The sequence below is a fragment of the Chitinolyticbacter albus genome (genome assembly GCF_024437655.1).
In the GTDB taxonomy this organism is placed as follows: Bacteria; Pseudomonadota; Gammaproteobacteria; order Burkholderiales; family Chitinibacteraceae; genus Chitinolyticbacter; species Chitinolyticbacter albus.
Window position 1 is genome coordinate 20,550 of sequence record NZ_JANBVF010000005.1, and the last position, 15,481, is coordinate 36,030.

17 protein-coding genes are annotated in these 15,481 nt (G+C 64.8%); 10 read left to right on the forward strand and 7 right to left on the reverse strand.

What is annotated here, in order from left to right:
• Positions 1-8 precede the first annotated feature (8 nt).
• The 3 genes from NLI84_RS04155 to rstA form a co-directional block, all read right to left on the reverse strand.
• Complete coding sequence (locus NLI84_RS04155) at positions 9-1,265, reverse strand: glutamate-5-semialdehyde dehydrogenase (RefSeq protein WP_255988372.1); 1,257 nt, start codon at positions 1,263-1,265, stop codon at positions 9-11.
• A 114-nt stretch (positions 1,266-1,379) separates the two neighbouring features.
• Positions 1,380-2,675 carry an ATP-binding protein gene (locus NLI84_RS04160; protein ID WP_255988378.1) on the reverse strand — a complete coding sequence of 432 codons (1,296 nt, stop codon included), beginning with the start codon at positions 2,673-2,675 and terminating at the stop codon, positions 1,380-1,382.
• Positions 2,676-2,734: 59 nt separating this feature from the next.
• Positions 2,735-3,460, reverse strand: coding sequence for a two-component system response regulator RstA (rstA, locus tag NLI84_RS04165; RefSeq protein WP_255988379.1), 726 nt, complete (start codon positions 3,458-3,460; stop codon positions 2,735-2,737).
• Positions 3,461-3,582: 122 nt separating this feature from the next.
• On the opposite strand from rstA, the gene def reads away from it, so the two are divergent.
• Positions 3,583-4,107 (forward strand): peptide deformylase, encoded by a 525-nt coding sequence (def, locus tag NLI84_RS04170; RefSeq protein WP_255988380.1) that lies wholly within the window; start codon positions 3,583-3,585, stop codon positions 4,105-4,107.
• Between the two features lie 62 nt (positions 4,108-4,169).
• On the opposite strand, the gene NLI84_RS04175 is transcribed toward def, so the two are convergent.
• The gene (locus NLI84_RS04175) at positions 4,170-4,373 is read right to left on the reverse strand and encodes a cold-shock protein (RefSeq protein ID WP_255988381.1); all 204 of its coding nucleotides are present in this window, start codon (positions 4,371-4,373) and stop codon (positions 4,170-4,172) included.
• Positions 4,374-4,630: 257 nt separating this feature from the next.
• Between NLI84_RS04175 and pth the strand changes: the two genes are divergently transcribed.
• The 3 genes from pth to NLI84_RS04190 are packed head-to-tail and all read left to right on the forward strand — an operon-like array spanning position 4,631 to position 6,959.
• Positions 4,631-5,251 (forward strand): aminoacyl-tRNA hydrolase, encoded by a 621-nt coding sequence (gene pth / locus NLI84_RS04180; protein WP_255988382.1) that lies wholly within the window; start codon positions 4,631-4,633, stop codon positions 5,249-5,251.
• Complete coding sequence (locus tag NLI84_RS04185) at positions 5,248-5,868, forward strand: ParA family protein (protein ID WP_255988383.1); 621 nt, start codon at positions 5,248-5,250, stop codon at positions 5,866-5,868. The genes pth and NLI84_RS04185 overlap by 4 nt, the downstream gene beginning before the upstream one ends.
• 11 nt (positions 5,869-5,879) lie before the next feature.
• On the forward strand, positions 5,880-6,959 hold the full coding sequence (locus NLI84_RS04190; protein WP_255988384.1) for a CobW family GTP-binding protein: 1,080 nt from the start codon (positions 5,880-5,882) through the stop codon (positions 6,957-6,959).
• Here NLI84_RS04190 and NLI84_RS04195 read toward each other — a convergent pair.
• The 3 genes from NLI84_RS04195 to NLI84_RS04205 all read right to left on the reverse strand — a co-directional run bounded on the left by NLI84_RS04195 (position 6,949) and on the right by NLI84_RS04205 (position 8,882).
• Positions 6,949-7,479, reverse strand: a complete 531-nt coding sequence (locus NLI84_RS04195; RefSeq protein WP_255988385.1) for a hypothetical protein — start codon at positions 7,477-7,479, stop codon at positions 6,949-6,951. The genes NLI84_RS04190 and NLI84_RS04195 overlap by 11 nt on opposite strands.
• Before the next feature lie 218 nt (positions 7,480-7,697).
• Positions 7,698-8,621, reverse strand: coding sequence for a protein-methionine-sulfoxide reductase catalytic subunit MsrP (gene msrP / locus NLI84_RS04200; RefSeq protein WP_255988386.1), 924 nt, complete (start codon positions 8,619-8,621; stop codon positions 7,698-7,700).
• 81 nt (positions 8,622-8,702) lie between these two features.
• A complete protein-coding gene (locus tag NLI84_RS04205) occupies positions 8,703-8,882 on the reverse strand; it encodes a protein MIGRI (RefSeq protein WP_255988387.1) in 180 nt (59 codons plus the stop codon).
• A 241-nt stretch (positions 8,883-9,123) separates the two neighbouring features.
• On the opposite strand from NLI84_RS04205, the gene mraZ reads away from it, so the two are divergent.
• The 6 genes from mraZ to NLI84_RS04235 are packed head-to-tail and all read left to right on the forward strand — an operon-like array spanning position 9,124 to position 15,481.
• Positions 9,124-9,561, forward strand: coding sequence for a division/cell wall cluster transcriptional repressor MraZ (mraZ, locus tag NLI84_RS04210; RefSeq protein WP_255988388.1), 438 nt, complete (start codon positions 9,124-9,126; stop codon positions 9,559-9,561).
• Entirely contained in the window at positions 9,558-10,487 is a 930-nt protein-coding gene (rsmH, locus tag NLI84_RS04215; RefSeq protein WP_255988389.1) for a 16S rRNA (cytosine(1402)-N(4))-methyltransferase RsmH, read from the forward strand. The genes mraZ and rsmH overlap by 4 nt, the downstream gene beginning before the upstream one ends.
• Complete coding sequence (gene ftsL, locus NLI84_RS04220; RefSeq protein WP_255988390.1) at positions 10,484-10,798, forward strand: cell division protein FtsL; 315 nt, start codon at positions 10,484-10,486, stop codon at positions 10,796-10,798. The genes rsmH and ftsL overlap by 4 nt, the downstream gene beginning before the upstream one ends.
• Positions 10,798-12,645 (forward strand): peptidoglycan D,D-transpeptidase FtsI family protein, encoded by a 1,848-nt coding sequence (locus NLI84_RS04225; protein WP_255988391.1) that lies wholly within the window; start codon positions 10,798-10,800, stop codon positions 12,643-12,645. The genes ftsL and NLI84_RS04225 overlap by 1 nt, the downstream gene beginning before the upstream one ends.
• Positions 12,642-14,123, forward strand: a complete 1,482-nt coding sequence (locus tag NLI84_RS04230; RefSeq protein WP_255988392.1) for a UDP-N-acetylmuramoyl-L-alanyl-D-glutamate--2,6-diaminopimelate ligase — start codon at positions 12,642-12,644, stop codon at positions 14,121-14,123. The genes NLI84_RS04225 and NLI84_RS04230 overlap by 4 nt, the downstream gene beginning before the upstream one ends.
• On the forward strand, positions 14,120-15,481 hold the full coding sequence (locus NLI84_RS04235; RefSeq protein WP_255988393.1) for a UDP-N-acetylmuramoyl-tripeptide--D-alanyl-D-alanine ligase: 1,362 nt from the start codon (positions 14,120-14,122) through the stop codon (positions 15,479-15,481). Before NLI84_RS04230 ends, NLI84_RS04235 begins: the two co-directional genes overlap by 4 nt.

Below are 15,481 nucleotides of genomic sequence, written 5' to 3' on the forward strand. Positions count from 1 at the left end.
CAACGACCTCAGCTGCGGATATGCCCGTCGCCGAGCACGATCCACTTTTCGCTGGTCAGGCCTTCCAGCCCCACGGGCCCTCTGGCGTGGATCTTGTCGGTGGAGATGCCGATCTCGGCGCCCAGGCCGTACTCGAAGCCGTCGGCAAAGCGGGTCGACGCGTTGACCATCACGCTGGCGCTGTCTACTTCGCGCAGGAAGCGCCGCGCCTTGGTGTAGTTCTCGCTGACGATGGCGTCGGTGTGGTGGCTCCCATAGGTGTTGATATGGTCGATCGCCGCGTCGAGGTCGGCGACCACCTTGATCGCCAGAATCGGCGCCAGGTATTCGGTGCGCCAGTCTTCCTCGGTGGCCGGGATCGCGTCGGGCAGAATGTCGCGGGTGGCGGCGCAGCCGCGCAGCTCGACACCCTTCTCGCGGTAGATCGCGGCGAGCGGCGGCAGGATCACGTCGGCGATGTTCTCGTTCACCAGCAGCGTTTCCATGGTGTTGCACGGCGCGTAGCGGTGGGTCTTGGCATTGTCGGCGATGCGGATGGCCTTGTCCGGATCGGCTTCGTCGTCGATGTAGACGTGGCAGATGCCGTCCAGGTGCTTGATGACCGGCACGCGGGCATCACGGCTGATGCGCTCGATCAGGCCCTTGCCGCCGCGCGGCACGATCACGTCGACGAACTCGGTCATGGTGATCAGCTCGCCCACGGCGGCGCGGTCCGGGGTTTCGATGATCTGCACTGCGGCTTCGGGCAGGCCGGCTGCGGCCAGGCCTTCCTTCACCAGTCGGGCGATGGCCTGGTTGCAGTGGAAGGCCTCGCGGCCGCCGCGCAGGATGGTGGCGTTGCCGGACTTGATGCACAGGCCGGCGGCATCGGCGGTCACGTTCGGGCGCGCCTCGTAGATGATGCCGATCACGCCCAGCGGCACGCGCATCTTGCCGACCTGGATGCCGGTCGGCTGGTATTTGAAGTCGCCCATGTTGCCGATCGGGTCAGGCAGGCTGGCGATCTGCCGCAGGCCTTCGGCCATGGTGGCGATGGTCTTGTCGGTGAGCTGCAGCCGGTCGAGTAGCGCCGGCTCCAGTCCGTCGGCGCGCGCCTGCGTCATGTCCTGCTCGTTGGCGGCTGTCAGCAGCGCGGCATCGCGCACGATGGCGTCGGCGATGGCATTCAGCGCCTTGTTCTTGGCGGCAGTGTCGGCCTTGGCCATTGCGCGGCTGGCGGCGCGGGCGCGGCGGCCGACGTCTTGCATGTATTGCTGGATATCCATGATGTGCTGCCGGATGAAGTGCTCAAAGAATCAAGCCATTGTAACGGGGAAGTGGTGCAGCGTCAGCGGGGCTCGCTCACGGCCGGGGCAGCCCGCTTTGGGTGGGTTTGCCGCTTATTCCTCAGCGGTCAGTGGGCTGGGCCAGGTTAGGCTCATGCGGGCACCGCCCAGTTCGCTGTCGCCGATAGTGAGGCTGCCGCCGTGGCCTTGCATGATCATGCTGGTGATTGCGAGCCCGAGGCCGTGCCCGCCGGTGCTACGGTTACGGCTGCCTTCCAGTCGCTCGAACGGTTTGATCAGCCGCTCGCGGGTGTTTTCCGGTATGCCCGGGCCGTCGTCATCGACGTGCAGCGCGGCCTGCCCATCGTGCCAGGCGAACGTGACCCGCACCCGGCCACCGCCATAGCGCCGCGCGTTGTTGACGAGATTGCCCAGCGCGCGCCCCAGGTAATAGCGGTCGGCCCACAGCCACGGCTCGTCGCTGCCGCTGGCGTTGATGAACTCCACGGCATCGCCCGTGACGGCGAATTCGTCCAACTGGCGAACGAGCCACGGCAGCGCTTCGAACGGTTGAGCCTCGGGCTGCATTTCCGGGCGCTCCAGCGTGCGCAATGTCAGCCATTCCTCGACCAGCTGATCCATATGCACGAGGTCGCGCTCCGCACCGGCAATGAAGCTGTCGACCGGTGCGCCGGCCTTCACCGCTTCGAGCCGGTAGCGCAGCCGCGCCAGTGGGGTGCGCACATCGTGCGAGATCGCGTCGATCATCGCCTGGCGGCCGCTGCTGAGCTCTTCGATATCCTGCGCCATGCGGTTCATGGTGCCCGATAGCGGCTCCAGCGGAGACGATTCCTCGAGTTCGGTACGTGCGGAAAAATCACCGCGGCCGAGTGCGCGGCTTTGCCGGGTCAGCGCCAGCAGATCGCGCCAGAACGGGCGCAGCCACAGCCAGGTGGGAATGCCGAGTGCCGCGCTCATCAGGATCAGCCCGATCACATCGGGCCAGGACACGCTGTCCAGCCGCGCGAGATAGGCCACCGGGCCGAGCTCGATCGCGAGCTGGGTATCGGGAATGCGGTGGATGTAGATGTTGCGCGCCGGCAGGTACAGCGTTTCGCCATTCATCAGGCTCTGCAGCAATGCCGGCCCCAGCTTGTAGGCGTCGACGGCCTCGATGTTCACTGGCACCGGCAGCTTGTTGCGCAAGCGGGTGATCTCGTCGTGCCACAGCGATTGCGGCAAGGCGCCAAGCTCGTTCTCGACGATGATGATGGTGCTCTGGAACACATCGTTCAGGTACTGCCGGTTGATGCGCTCCAGCATCTGTTTGTAGAACACGCCGACCAAGAGGCCGGACGCCAGGAAGCAGACGACGACGGTGAGGTAGAAGCGTAGGAACAGCTTGCGCATGATTCAGCCTAGCGTGCCCGGATGCCGCTGCGCTCGACGACGCATGAGCGCACGCGCGCTCACTCCTGCCACCAGATGTCGGTGGCGAACAGATAGCCCTTGTGGCGTATGGTCTTGATCTTGCGTGGCTCGTTCGGATCGTCGTCGAGTTTCTTGCGCAGCCGCGAAATGGCCACGTCGATGCTGCGGTCCATGCCGTCGTACTCGATGCCACGCAGCGTCTTCAGCAGGTGGTCACGCGACAGGATTTCGCCGGCGTGGCGCGCCAGCTCCCACAACAGGTCGAAATCGCCAGTCGACAGGTGTAGCGGTTCGCGATCGTAAGTCGCGGTGCGGTTGCGCGCGTCGATTTGCAGCTTGCCGAAATTCAGCGCCTGCCGATCGCCGCTGGGCGCTGGCCCCGCGGGTGCGGTGGTGCTGGTATGGGTCTGGCGCAGATGGGCGCGGATGCGCGCGAGCAGCACGGCGGGGGGCGTAGTCTTGACCACGTAGTCGGTCGCGCCGATCTCGAAGCCCAGGATCTGGTTCATGTCGCTGTTGAGCGAGGTGAGGATGACGATGGGTTCGCTGTAGAAGGTGCGCAGTTCGCGGCACAGCGTCAGGCCATCCTTGCCGGGCAGCATCACGTCGAGCAGGACGAGGTCCGGCGGGTTCTGCCGCACGCGTTCGATCACCGTGCTGCCGTCGGGCAGGTGCTCGACTTCGAACTCGAAGCTCTTCAGGAATCCGCCGATCAGCTCGGCGAGCTCGCCATCGTCTTCCACGAAAACAATACGTTGCTTCATGACGCCCCCGCTCTTGGATGCCCCGATTGTAACGAAGCACGGCAAGGCTGCGCAGGCGTTTCGCGCTCCGGCGGCGGAATCGGGCATCATGAAGCCTGCTGATGGCGTGACAGGGAGGTCGTATGGCAGTGCGTGACGTGCTGAAAATGGGCGATCCACGGCTCTACGAAGTGGCGCAGCCGGTGACGGCGTTTGATGCGCCTGAATTGCATGCGTTGGTTACCGATCTGTTCGACACCATGCACGCCAGCCGTGGGGTCGGCATTGCCGCGCCACAGATTGGTGTGGGGTTGCAGGTGGTGATCTTCGGTTTCCAGACCAATCCACGTTACCCCGACGCGCCGCCGGTGCCGGAAACGGTGCTGGTCAACCCGGTGCTGACGCCGTTGTCGGATGATATTGAGGAAGGCTGGGAGGGCTGCCTGTCGGTGCCCGGGCTGCGCGGACTGGTGCCCCGGCATACGCGGTTGCGTTACACGGGCTTCGACCAGCATGGCGCGGTGATCGACCGCACCGTCGACGGATTTCATGCCCGCGTAGTGCAGCATGAGTGCGACCATCTGAATGGGGTGCTCTACCCCTTCCATATCCGCGACCTGCACAAGCTCGGCTACACCGAGGTGCTGTTTCCCGAGCGCGGCAGCTAGGGGCCGATCGCAAGACAACAAAAAACCGCGGCAAGCCGCGGTTTTTCGTGGTGCAGGGGCGATTAGGCCTTGCGGATCGCCGAAGCTTGCAGACCCTTCGGGCCTTGCTTTACTTCAAACTCAACGCGTTGGTTTTCCTGCAGGCTCTTGAAGCCGTTGCCCGTGATTTCGGAGAAATGGGCAAACAGGTCTTGACCGCCATCATCCGGAGTGATGAAGCCGAAGCCCTTGGAGTCATTGAACCACTTAACGGTACCGGTAGCCATTGCTACGTTCCTTCTTAAAACAATTGATTAAAGCGGGCGCTTGCCCTGATCTCGCAAACGATCAAGAAACGTAGCCGGGAGTACTTGCGACGCGCCATCCGAAGACGGGCTGGGAACTGCTCGAATACATGCTTTGATGCGACTGCTGCCGACCACGCTACACGGATTGCTTAAGGAAGTCTAGCCATTTTTTATTCCGCGACGGTTACAATGCACGGCTCGCCCCCTCACAACCTGCGGGCTTGCCCCGCCATTTCATGTCCCAGAACGCCATCAAGCTCATCGTCGGTCTCGGCAATCCCGGTGCCGAATACGCCGCCACTCGTCACAACGCCGGCTTCTGGTGGGTGGATCAACTGGCGCGCGACGGCGGCACCACGCTGCGGCACGACAACAAGTTCCACGGCCTGATTGGTCGTGCGCGGCTGCATGGCCACGAGGTCTGGTTGCTGCAGCCACAAACCTTCATGAACCGCAGCGGGCTCTCGGTGGTGTCGATGGCGCAGTTCTACCGCATCCTGCCGCACGAGATCCTGGTTGCGCACGACGAGCTCGACATCCTGCCTGGCCAGATCAAGCTCAAGCAGGGTGGCGGCACCGGCGGGCACAACGGCCTCAAGGATATCCAGGCACATCTGTCGACGCCGAACTACTGGCGCTTGCGCATCGGTATCGGCCATCCGGGTGATCGCGCGCAAGTGGCAAGCTTCGTACTCAAGCCGCCGCGCGTCGAGGAGCAGGATGCCATCGATGACACGCTGAATCGTGCCCACCTGATCGTGCCGCAATTGCTTGGCGGCGATCTGGGCGGTGCGATGCAGAAACTGCACACCGACGACGCCAAGCGCCGTCCGCACAAGGCGGCCCCTGAGGCATGAAGACCATCCTGATCGCCAACCCCAAGGGTGGTAGCGGCAAATCGACGCTGGCGACCCAGCTGGCCGCCCACTACGCGTGGGAAGGCGAGACGGTGATGCTGGGCGACCTCGATCGGCAGCACACGTCGCGGCACTGGCTGGGCCTGCGGCCCGAGCGCTACCCGGCCATCCTCGGCTGGGATCTCGCACCCGGCGAGCCGGCGCGGCCGCCCAAGGGCACGACCGTGGCGGTGCTCGACAGCCCGGCCGGCCTGCACGGCAAGAAGCTGGAAGCGGCGCTGGGCGTGGCCAGCCACGTGGTGGTGCCGGCACAGCCGGCGAGCTTCGATACCTGGGCGCTCGCCGAATTTTTCGCCACGCTGGTGGCGACGCGCGAGGTACGCAAGGACAAGGTGAAGGTCGCCGTGGTCGGCATGCGCTTCAATCCGCGCACGCAAGCGGCGCAGCGCTTCGCCGAGTTTGTCGCCCCGGAGCAATTGCCGCTGGTGACCTGCATTCGTGACACCCAGCTCTATGTACAACTGCAGCCGCGCGGGCTCACGCTGTTCGACCTGCCGCGACATCGCTACGCGCGGGATATCGCGCAATGGCAGCCACTGCTCAATTGGCTGAACTGAACGGAACTCCCATGAATACGCCTGCCCGCATTCCGGTCAATCTCGTTACCGGCTTCCTTGGCGTCGGCAAGACCACGGCGCTCATGAAGCTGCTGGCGAACAAGCCCGCGGACGAATACTGGGCCGTTGTCGTCAACGAATTTGGCGAAGTGGGCATCGATGGTGCGACCTTGTCGGCCTCGGGGGGCAATCTGGACGTGGCCGAAGTGCCAGGCGGCTGCATCTGCTGCACCACCAGCCCCATGCTGCGTACCGCGCTGGGCCGCATCGTCAAGGCCCGCCGACCCGACCGCATTCTGATCGAGCCTTCGGGGCTCGGTCATCCGGCCGGTATCGTCGATCTGCTGCGCGAGCCCATGCTGGCCAAAGCATTCGAGCTGCGCGCCGTGGTCACGCTGCTCGATCCGCGTCACCTCGACGATGCACGCTACACCTCGCATGAAACCTGGCGGGCCCAGCTGGAACTGGCCGATGTGGTGGTGCTGAACAAGATCGATCTGGCCAGCCATGTAGAACTGGAGCGCGCCCGGCAGATGGCGCAGGCGCTCTACCCGGCCAAGCCGGCCGTGGTCGAGGCGACGCAGGGGGCGTTCGATCCGGTGCTGCTCGATCTGGAACTCGATGCCCGCCGCTGGGGTGCGGCTGCGCCGCGATCTGACGCCCATGCGCTGGCACCGACGCGACGTAAGGGCGCTGTGCAGCCGGACGGCGAGGCGGGCGATGCGCCGGCCTATCCGCTCAGAAAGAGCCAATCCAGCCTTGGCTCGCACAGTTGCGGCTGGGTGTTCGCGCCGGAGACGGTATTCGTGTCCTACCTCGTGGCCGACCTGTTCGAGGCGTTCGGCGCGTCGGATACGCTGGGACTGATCGGCCTGTCGCGCGCCAAGGGCGTATTCCATACCGAGCGCGACTGGTATCGCTTCGATTGGGTCGATGGCATGCCGGGGGCGACGCTTTCGGCATACCGCCGCGACAGCCGCTTCGAGGTGATCGTCGACAGCGAAACGCCGCCCGATTGGGCGGTGCTGGAAGCGGCCTTGCTGGCGACGGTGATGAAGGTGGGGGCCGCTGACTCGCCGGTCAACCCTTGAGTACGGCGCGAATCTGCGCGAGATAGGTCTGTGCCGTGGCCTCGTGCCCGCGCTCGCGCATCAGGTTGAGCCAGCGGGTCACACCGGCTTCCAGCACGCTCTTGTCAACCGGACCGTCGAGCTGCTTCAGCAGATCGTCGAGCGCGCCGGAGAGCTGGTTCTGGTTGCTCATGTAGAGGATGTTGCGGATGCGGGCGACCTGGCCCGCGCTGATCGTCACGCCGCCAAGGCTGACCGGCGCCGACGGCGAGGCTGCGGGCGCAGGCGCGGGTGCAGGCTTGGGTGACGAGACCGCACCGCCGGCCGAAACGCCGCCGACGCGCTCGATGAAGCCATCCCATTCCAGCTCCATCAGCCGGTGCACCATTTCCTTCTCGGGCAGCTGCAGTGCCAGCTGGTTCACCGGCGTTTTGCCATCGATCATGATCAAGAGCTGGCGCAGTTTGGGCGACAGCGCGTGGCTACGCCCGCGCACTTCCTCTGTGCCTAGATCCGTCTTGCGGAAAACCACGTCCAGCATGCTTCACCCCCGATGTGTCTTGGACCGCCACTTTTACCGCAACGGCCGCTTTCACGAAAGCAGAACTCCCCTAATTGCATCCGCTAGTCGCCAAAAAACAACCGTTACGGCAGCTTACGCTGCAAGCGCGCAAGTGGCATGGAGTCAAGTATCCATGCGACCAGCGGAGGTACAAAATCCCGCCCTGCCTGATTTTCTGTCCAGAAGCTGATCAATGGTCAGTAAAAGCGCTTCAGATCCATGCCTCGGTAAAGGGAGGCGACCAGCTCACCGTAGCCATTGTAAGGTAGCGTTTTGCGCCGCAGGAATTCGCCTATGCGCCGCTCATTGGCCTGGCTCCAGCGCGGATGGTCGACTGCAGGATTCACGTTGGAGTAAAAGCCATACTCCTGCGGCGCGGCCTTGTTCCAGGCGGTTGCCGGCTGTTTTTCCACGAGGCGGATGCGCACGATGGACTTGGCACTCTTGAATCCATATTTCCATGGCACCACCAGCCGGATGGGCGCGCCATTCTGGTTGGGCAGCAACTTGCCGTAGAGACCGAGGGCGAGCAGCGTCAGCGGATGCATGGCCTCGTCGATGCGCAGGCCTTCGGTATAGGGCCAGTCGAGCACGCGGCTGCTAATGCCTGGCATCTGCTCGGCGTCGGCCAGCGTGGTGAATTCGACGAATTTGGCTTTCGAAGTCGGCTTTACCTGTCGAAGCAGCGCTCCGAGCTCGAAGCCGACCCATGGGATGACCATGGACCAGCCTTCCACGCAGCGCAGCCGGTAGACGCGCTCTTCCAACGGCGCCAGTTTCAATAGCTTTTCGATGTCGAAGGTCTTGGGGCTCTCGCATTCGCCTTCCACGCCGACAGTCCACGGCCGTGGCTTGAGCGTATGCGCATTTTTTGCCGGCTCGTCCTTGTCGGTGCCGAACTCGTAGTAGTTGTTGTAGCTGGTGATCTGCTCGTAACTGTTGCGTGTTTCGGTGGTGCTGTAGCGGCTGGCCTTGCCAGACAGCGCCGGGGCCGCAATGGCGCCTGGCCAGACTGCGGCAGCGGCGAGCCCGCTGGCGCCCAATATCAACTGGCGTCGATTCAGATAGATCGCTTCAGGCGTGATCTGCGATGCGGCCGGGGGGGTGAACAGTCTGGACATCATGTGCTCCCAGAGGGTGCCAATGCAGCACTGCCCGCTGATGGGTCGGTGCTGGGATCAGTTTATGACGTCGGAGCGGCGTTAGCGCGACAGGTGCCAGCCGAGCGCACCGACGGCTGCCAGCAGCAGCACGCCGGAGGCGATACGCATGCCGCGATCGAGTTCAGCCTTCAGTTGCGGCCTGAACCAAGAGCGCACGAGGGCGATCATTGCCCAGGCAACGAGGCCATAGAGCGCAAGGCGGAGCAGTTTGGGCAGCATGATAGTTCAGGAGGGCGTTGGCACTTAAAGTAGCACTTTAAGAGTGCGTGCTTGTTGCTTCATTTTATTTTGTTTTGCGTATCAGGAATTTGCAATACAAGAAGTTCTCTAAGTGATTGTATCAAAACAATTTTTCCAAACGCGCCCCTTGTGAGGGCGTTTTTTTTGCTCTATAGTGGGGCGTAGTGGGAAAAAGTGGGTGGAAGTGTAGAAAACAACCCAACCCAGGAAGACGGAGAACATGTTCAGCGGTGTGGCGTCTCTCAACCTCGACAGCAAGGGGCGTTTGGCTATTCCGGCCAAGCATCGCGAACTGCTGTCCGTCCGCTGTGCTGGCCGCCTCGTCATCACCGTCGAGCCCTCCGGCTGCCTGTTGATCTATCCCGAACCCGACTGGTTGCCGGTGCGCGACCAGCTCAACCAGCTCACCGGCGCGCAAATGCCCATCCGCCGCTTCATCGTCGGCCACGCCGAGGAGGTCGAGCTCGATTCCGCCGGCCGCGTGCTGATCTCGCCGCGGCTGCGGCAGATCGCCGGGCTCGACAAGGAAATCGCCCTCGTCGGCATGGGCAGCAAGTTCGAGCTGTGGGATGAAGCGAAGTGGGCGGCGCAGAACGCGGCCGTGATGGCGATCGATCCGGCCGAGCTCGCCGGCCAGATGCAGGGCATTTCGCTGTGAGCCTCGTCCACAAGACCGTGTTGCTCCACGAAGCGGTCGACGCCCTGGCAATCCAACCCGAAGGCAGCTACGTCGATGGCACTTTTGGCCGCGGCGGGCATTCGCGCCTCATCCTGTCCAGGTTGGGCGAGCGCGGCCGGCTGATTGCCTTCGACAAGGATCCGGCTGCTATTGCCGAAGCCGCCACCATTTCCGATCCGCGCTTCACCATCGTGCACGAAGGCTTTGCTGGCCTGGGTGACGCGCTGGCGGAGCGCGGGGTCACCGCCATCAACGGCTTGCTGCTCGACCTGGGCGTCAGCTCGCCCCAGCTCGATGACGGTAGTCGTGGCTTCAGTTTCCGGTTCGATGCGCCGCTCGACATGCGCATGGATACTACCCGCGGCATCACCGCCGCCGAATGGCTCAATACGGCCGATCAACAAGACATTGCCGAGGTGATACGTGACTATGGCGAAGAGCGGTTTGCTAAACAGGTTGCAGCAGCGATTGCTGCGCGTCGGCTCGAACAGCCTATCGCAACGACGCGGGAACTTGCCACGCTCGTGGCAGGTGCTGTCCGCACCCGCGAGCCGGGTCAGGACCCGGCGACGCGTACCTTCCAAGCTCTACGGATTTTCGTCAATCGGGAGCTTGAGGAACTGTCGCTGATCCTGCCGCAGGCGCTCCGGCTGCTGGTGCCGGGTGGGCGATTGTCCGTCATCGCCTTCCACTCGCTCGAAGATCGCATCGTCAAGCGCTTCATGCAGGATGCGAGCAAGTCCGATCTGCCGGACCGGCTGCCGATACGGGCGGCCGAGCTGCCCCCGCCTCCGCTGCGTATCCTCGGCAAGCCCGTCAGGGCCAGTGCCGAGGAGGTCGGCGACAACCCGCGCGCGCGCAGCGCGATCCTGCGGGCGGCGGAAAAAACGGAGGCGGCGCGATGATCCGCCTCAATCTCTTTTTGCTGCTGCTGTTGCTGCTGAGCGCGATGTCGGTCGTCACCAGCCAGCACAAGTCGCGCAAGCTCTACGCCGAACTGCAGAACGAGGCGGCGCACACGCGCAAGCTCGATGTCGAATGGGGCCAGCTGCAGCTGGAACAGAGCACCTGGGCGATGCACTCGCGCATCGAGCAGGAAGCAACGCAGAAGCTGGGGATGCAGCTGCCGAGCAACAACCGCACGCAGGTGATCCTGCCGCGCGGTCAGGCGGTGGCCAAACCCAAGCTGTCTGACGACTCCGCGGCGGATCACTGATGCACGCGCCGCCCAACACCCGTGCCCGCCAGCGCTATGCCCAGCAACTGAAGCTGGAGCGCTGGCGCGTCTGGTTCATCGTCGGTGGCCTGATGGCGTTGTTCGGCGCGCTGATCGCGCGCGGCTTCTACCTGCAGATCCTCAACGAAGGCTTCCTGCAGCAGCAGGGTGAAGCCCGTTATGCGCGCACGCTCAAGCTGGAAGCCAACCGCGGCATGATCACCGATCGCAACGGCGACCCGCTGGCGATTTCGACCCCGGTGCAATCGATCTGGGCCAGCCCGCGTTCGATCAAGCTGTTGCCGTCTGGGCAGCGGCGCCCGAACGGCTGGGAGCCCAAGGACGAGAAAGACCCGGTGCCGATGTCGGTCGACGAGGTTGCCAAGCTCGCCAAGCTACTCGACATGCCAGCCAAGGCCGTCGCGGTGCGCCTGGGAGCCAGCCGCAAGGGCGCCGAGGGCAAGACGGCGCAGCCAGATTTCGTCTGGCTGCGCCGGCATATGGCGCCGCAGGATGCCAAGAAGGTACTCGATCTCAACCTGCCCGGCATCTATGCGCAGACCGAGTTCCGCCGCTTCTACCCGGCGGGCGACGTCACCGCCCACGTCATCGGCTTTACCAATATCGACGGTCGCGGCCAGGAAGGCTTCGAACTCACCCGCCAGGAGCAGCTCTCCGGCAAGCCTGGCAGCCGTACCGTGATCCGCGACCGGCGTGGCTTCATCGTCGAGGACATCTCGACGGTGATCCCGCCCAAGGACGGCGAAACGCTGACGCTATCGATCGATCGGCGCATCCAGTACCTCGCCTATCGCGAGCTCAAGCATGCGGTCGAAACCAATAACGCGCTGGGCGGCGGTATCGTCGTGCTCGATGCGCGCACCGGCGAGGTACTGGCACTCGCCAATGTGCCGTCGTACAACCCCAACAGCCGCGCCCGCATCGATCCGGCGCGCCGGCGTAACCGGGCAGTGACCGACCTGTACGAGCCGGGCTCGACGATGAAGCCCATCACCATCGCCACCGCGCTGGAGTCCGGCAAGTTCAAGCCCTCGACGGTGATCGATACCGGCGCCGGCGCCATGGGCATGGCCGGTTTCGTGATCAAGGACACCCACGGCTACGGCCCGCTGTCGGTCGAGGGCGTGTTGGTGAAGTCGTCCAATGTCGGCACCGCGCGCATCGGGCTGCAGCTCGATCGCGAATACCTGTGGACCTACTATAACGCCATCGGTTTCGGCCAGCCGCCGCGTACCGGCTTTCCGGGCGAGGCCTCGGGTCGGCTGCGGGCTTGGAAGACCTGGCGCCCGGTCGAGCAGGCGACAATGTCGTATGGCTATGGCCTGTCGGTCAGCCTGATGCAGATGGCGCGGGCCTACCAGGTGTTCGCCACCGATGGCGAAATCCGCCCGATCACCTTTACCAAACTGGTCGCGCCGCCGCCGGGCAAGCGCGTGTTCGATCCGGCGATCGCGCGCGAAGTGCGGTTGATGATGGAAAAGGCCACCCAGCCGGGCGGCACCGGCACCCGCGCCCAGGTGGTCGGTTACCGCGTCGCCGGCAAGACCGGCACAGCCAAGAAGCTGTCCGCGGCGGGCGATTACACCGAGAAGCGCTACGTCGGCTCCTTTGTCGGCTTTGCGCCGGTGTCCGACCCGCGCCTGATCGTTGCCGTGATGATCGATGAGCCACGTGGTGAATCCTATTACGGCGGCACCGTGGCCAGCCCGGCGTTCTCCGCCGTGGTGGCAGGCAGCCTGCGCATGCTGGGTGTGCCGCCCGATGCCCCTACCGACAATATCCTGCTGCCTGGCCCGGACGAGCCGGAAGTGAGGGAAGAGACATGAAGCCGCGTTCTTGGGCCTTGCCCGCGCTCGACTTTGCCACCATCGATGCGATCGGTGCGGGCCGCCATCTGGCGGTCGACAGCCGTCGCGTGAAGCCAGGCGACCTGTTCCTCGCCTTTCCCGGCGAGTATGCCGACGGTCGTGCCTATATCGCGGCCGCCATCGCCAACGGTGCCGGCGCCGTGCTGTGGGAGGCCGAAGGCTACGCCTGGGACCCGGCCTGGACCGTGCCCAATCTGGAGATTTCGCAACTGCGTGCCCAGGCCGGCATCGTCGCGGCCCATCTGCTGGGCAATCCGTCGCGCGCGCTGACGGTGTTCGGCGTGACGGGCACCAATGGCAAGACCTCGATCGCCAACTGGCTGGCCCAGTGCTACACGGCGCTGCACCGCAAGGTCGGCGTGCTTGGCACGCTGGGCAACGGCATCTACCCCTCGCTGGTGCCCTCGACGCATACCACGCTCGATCCGGTGGCGCTGCAAGGCTGGCTGGCCGGCTTCGTCGACATCGACGTGCAGGTGGTGGCGATGGAAGTGAGCTCGCACGGCCTTGCACAGGCGCGGGCGCACGGCGTGGCGATCGATGTGGCCATCTTCACCAACCTGACGCGCGATCACCTCGACTACCACGGCACGATGGAAGCCTACGGCGCCGAGAAGGCCAAGCTGTTCGAATGGGAAGGGCTCAAGGCGGCAGTGATCAATGCCGACGATCCCTTTGGCGCCGAGCTGCTCGGCCGCGTGCAGTTGCCCAAGGTGCTCGGCTACGGCATCGAGCGCGGCGATGTACGCGCCACGCGCATCGAGAGCTCGCTCGCTGGGCTGACGCTGGATGTGGCAACGCCGTACGGCGCCGCCACGCTGGTGTCGCCGCTGATTGGCCGCTTCAACGCCTACAACCTGCTCGCCTGCCTTGCCGCGCTGCTGGCGGCCGATGTGCCGCTCGATGCCGCGGTGCGCGTGCTGGCAGGTGTCGAATCGGCACCGGGGCGCATGCAGCGGCTGGGTGGCGGCGAGCAACCGCTGGTGGTGGTCGACTACGCCCACACGCCCGATGCGCTGGAAAAGGCGCTTACCACCCTGCGCGACGCCATGGGCAGCCAGGGTCGGCTCTATTGCATATTCGGCTGCGGCGGCGATCGTGATCGCGGCAAGCGCCCGTTGATGGGCCACATCGCCTGCGAGCTCGCCAACACCGTGGTCATCACCAGCGACAACCCGCGCGGCGAGAGCCCGCAGCGGATCATCGACGATATCGTCGCTGGCGTGGCCGGTGCCACCGGGTCCGGCTTGGCCGATTACTCGGTCGAATCGGACCGCCGCGAGGCGATCGCCCACACCATCGAGTTGGCGCAACCCGGCGACGTGGTGCTGATCGCCGGCAAGGGACACGAGAACTATCAGGAAATTGCCGGCGTACGCCATCACTTCGACGATGTCGAAGAGGCGCGCGCCGTGCTGGAAAGGAAGAAGCCATGATGTTGACGCTACGCGAAACCGCGCTGGCGCTGGAAGCAAACCTGGCCGGCAATGCCGACCTGGTGTTCGACCGGGTCACCACCGACAGCCGCGACGTGCGGCCGGGGGATTTGTTCGTCGCCCTCAAGGGCGATCGGTTCGACGGCCACGACTATGTGGCCGGCGCGCTGGCGGCCGGTGCCGCCGCCGCCGTGGTCGATCATGCCACCGGCGCAGCCAGTGAGCTCGTCGTCCCCGATACGCTGGCCGCACTGGGCCGGCTGGCCGCCTACTGGCGCCACAGGCTCGATCCCGTCGTGATCGCCATCACCGGCAGCAACGGCAAGACCACGGTCAAGGAAATGACCGCCACCGTGCTGCGCGAACTGGCGGGCAGCGACGCCGTGCTGGCTACGCAGGGCAACCTGAACAATCACATCGGCGTGCCGCTGACGCTGCTGTCGCTGCGCGCACCGCACCGCTATGCCGTGGTCGAGATGGGCATGAACCACGTGGGCGAGATCGATTACCTGACCCGCCTGGCGGCCCCCGACGTGGCGCTGATCAACAACGCCGCCAGCGCGCATCTGGAAGCGCTGGGTTCGGTCGAGGGTGTGGCGCGTGCCAAGGGCGAGATCTTCGGCGGGCTGGGTGATGGTGGCATCGCCATCATCAACGCCGACGACGAATACGCCGCGCTATGGAGCCAGCTTGCTGCCGGCCGCAAGCAGATCACTTTCGGCGTGAATGCCGCCGAAGTGGGCGCGCGCGAAATCGTGCTCGGCATGGAAGCCAGCGAGTTCATTCTCGATCTGCCGCTCGATGACGCGCCGGCCAGCCTGCCGGTACCGGGCCTGCACAACGTGCGCAATGCGCTCGCCGCCGCCGCCGTTGCCTATGCCTTGGGCTATCCGGTGCCAGCCATTGCCGCTGCGCTGGGTCAATACCAGGGCGTGAAGGGCCGGCTGCAGATGAAGCGTGCCGCCAACGGCGCGCGCTTGATCGACGACAGCTACAACGCCAACCCCGATTCGATGAAGGCGGCGATCGACGTGCTGGTCGCCAGCGGCGGCGACACCGTGCTGGTGCTGGGCGATATCGGCGAGGTTGGCGAGAACGTCGCCGCGCTGCACGCCGAAGTGGGCGCCTACGCCCGCAAGCGTGGCGTCGGCAAGCTCTTTACCGTCGGCGAGCAAATGCGCCATGCCGCGAAGGCCTATGGCGAAGGCGCCATCCATTACTCGGACGTGCCGGACAACTTGCTTGCATTGCTCACCGCGTTGCGTGCCGCGATCACGCCGCAGAGCACCGTGCTGGTGAAAGGGTCGCGCTTCATGAAGATGGAACGCGTGGTCGACGCGCTGGTGGAGGGCAACTGA

Excerpts from the sequence above, each read along its gene's own strand:
- NLI84_RS04155 (WP_255988372.1), bottom strand. The coding sequence starts at position 1,265 with ATGGATATCCAGCAATACATGCAAGACGTCGGCCGCCGCGCCCGCGCC.
- NLI84_RS04230 (WP_255988392.1), top strand. The coding sequence starts at position 12,642 with ATGAAGCCGCGTTCTTGGGCCTTGCCCGCGCTCGACTTTGCCACCATC.
- rstA (WP_255988379.1), bottom strand. The coding sequence starts at position 3,460 with ATGAAGCAACGTATTGTTTTCGTGGAAGACGATGGCGAGCTCGCCGAG.
- NLI84_RS04175 (WP_255988381.1), bottom strand. The coding sequence starts at position 4,373 with ATGGCTACCGGTACCGTTAAGTGGTTCAATGACTCCAAGGGCTTCGGC.
- NLI84_RS04160 (WP_255988378.1), bottom strand. The coding sequence starts at position 2,675 with ATGCGCAAGCTGTTCCTACGCTTCTACCTCACCGTCGTCGTCTGCTTC.
- NLI84_RS04235 (WP_255988393.1), top strand. The coding sequence starts at position 14,120 with ATGATGTTGACGCTACGCGAAACCGCGCTGGCGCTGGAAGCAAACCTG.
- mraZ (WP_255988388.1), top strand. The coding sequence starts at position 9,124 with ATGTTCAGCGGTGTGGCGTCTCTCAACCTCGACAGCAAGGGGCGTTTG.
- pth (WP_255988382.1), top strand. The coding sequence starts at position 4,631 with ATGTCCCAGAACGCCATCAAGCTCATCGTCGGTCTCGGCAATCCCGGT.
- ftsL (WP_255988390.1), top strand. The coding sequence starts at position 10,484 with ATGATCCGCCTCAATCTCTTTTTGCTGCTGCTGTTGCTGCTGAGCGCG.
- def (WP_255988380.1), top strand. The coding sequence starts at position 3,583 with ATGGCAGTGCGTGACGTGCTGAAAATGGGCGATCCACGGCTCTACGAA.
- NLI84_RS04190 (WP_255988384.1), top strand. The coding sequence starts at position 5,880 with ATGAATACGCCTGCCCGCATTCCGGTCAATCTCGTTACCGGCTTCCTT.
- NLI84_RS04185 (WP_255988383.1), top strand. The coding sequence starts at position 5,248 with ATGAAGACCATCCTGATCGCCAACCCCAAGGGTGGTAGCGGCAAATCG.
- NLI84_RS04205 (WP_255988387.1), bottom strand. The coding sequence starts at position 8,882 with ATGCTGCCCAAACTGCTCCGCCTTGCGCTCTATGGCCTCGTTGCCTGG.
- msrP (WP_255988386.1), bottom strand. The coding sequence starts at position 8,621 with ATGTCCAGACTGTTCACCCCCCCGGCCGCATCGCAGATCACGCCTGAA.
- NLI84_RS04195 (WP_255988385.1), bottom strand. The coding sequence starts at position 7,479 with ATGCTGGACGTGGTTTTCCGCAAGACGGATCTAGGCACAGAGGAAGTG.
- NLI84_RS04225 (WP_255988391.1), top strand. The coding sequence starts at position 10,798 with ATGCACGCGCCGCCCAACACCCGTGCCCGCCAGCGCTATGCCCAGCAA.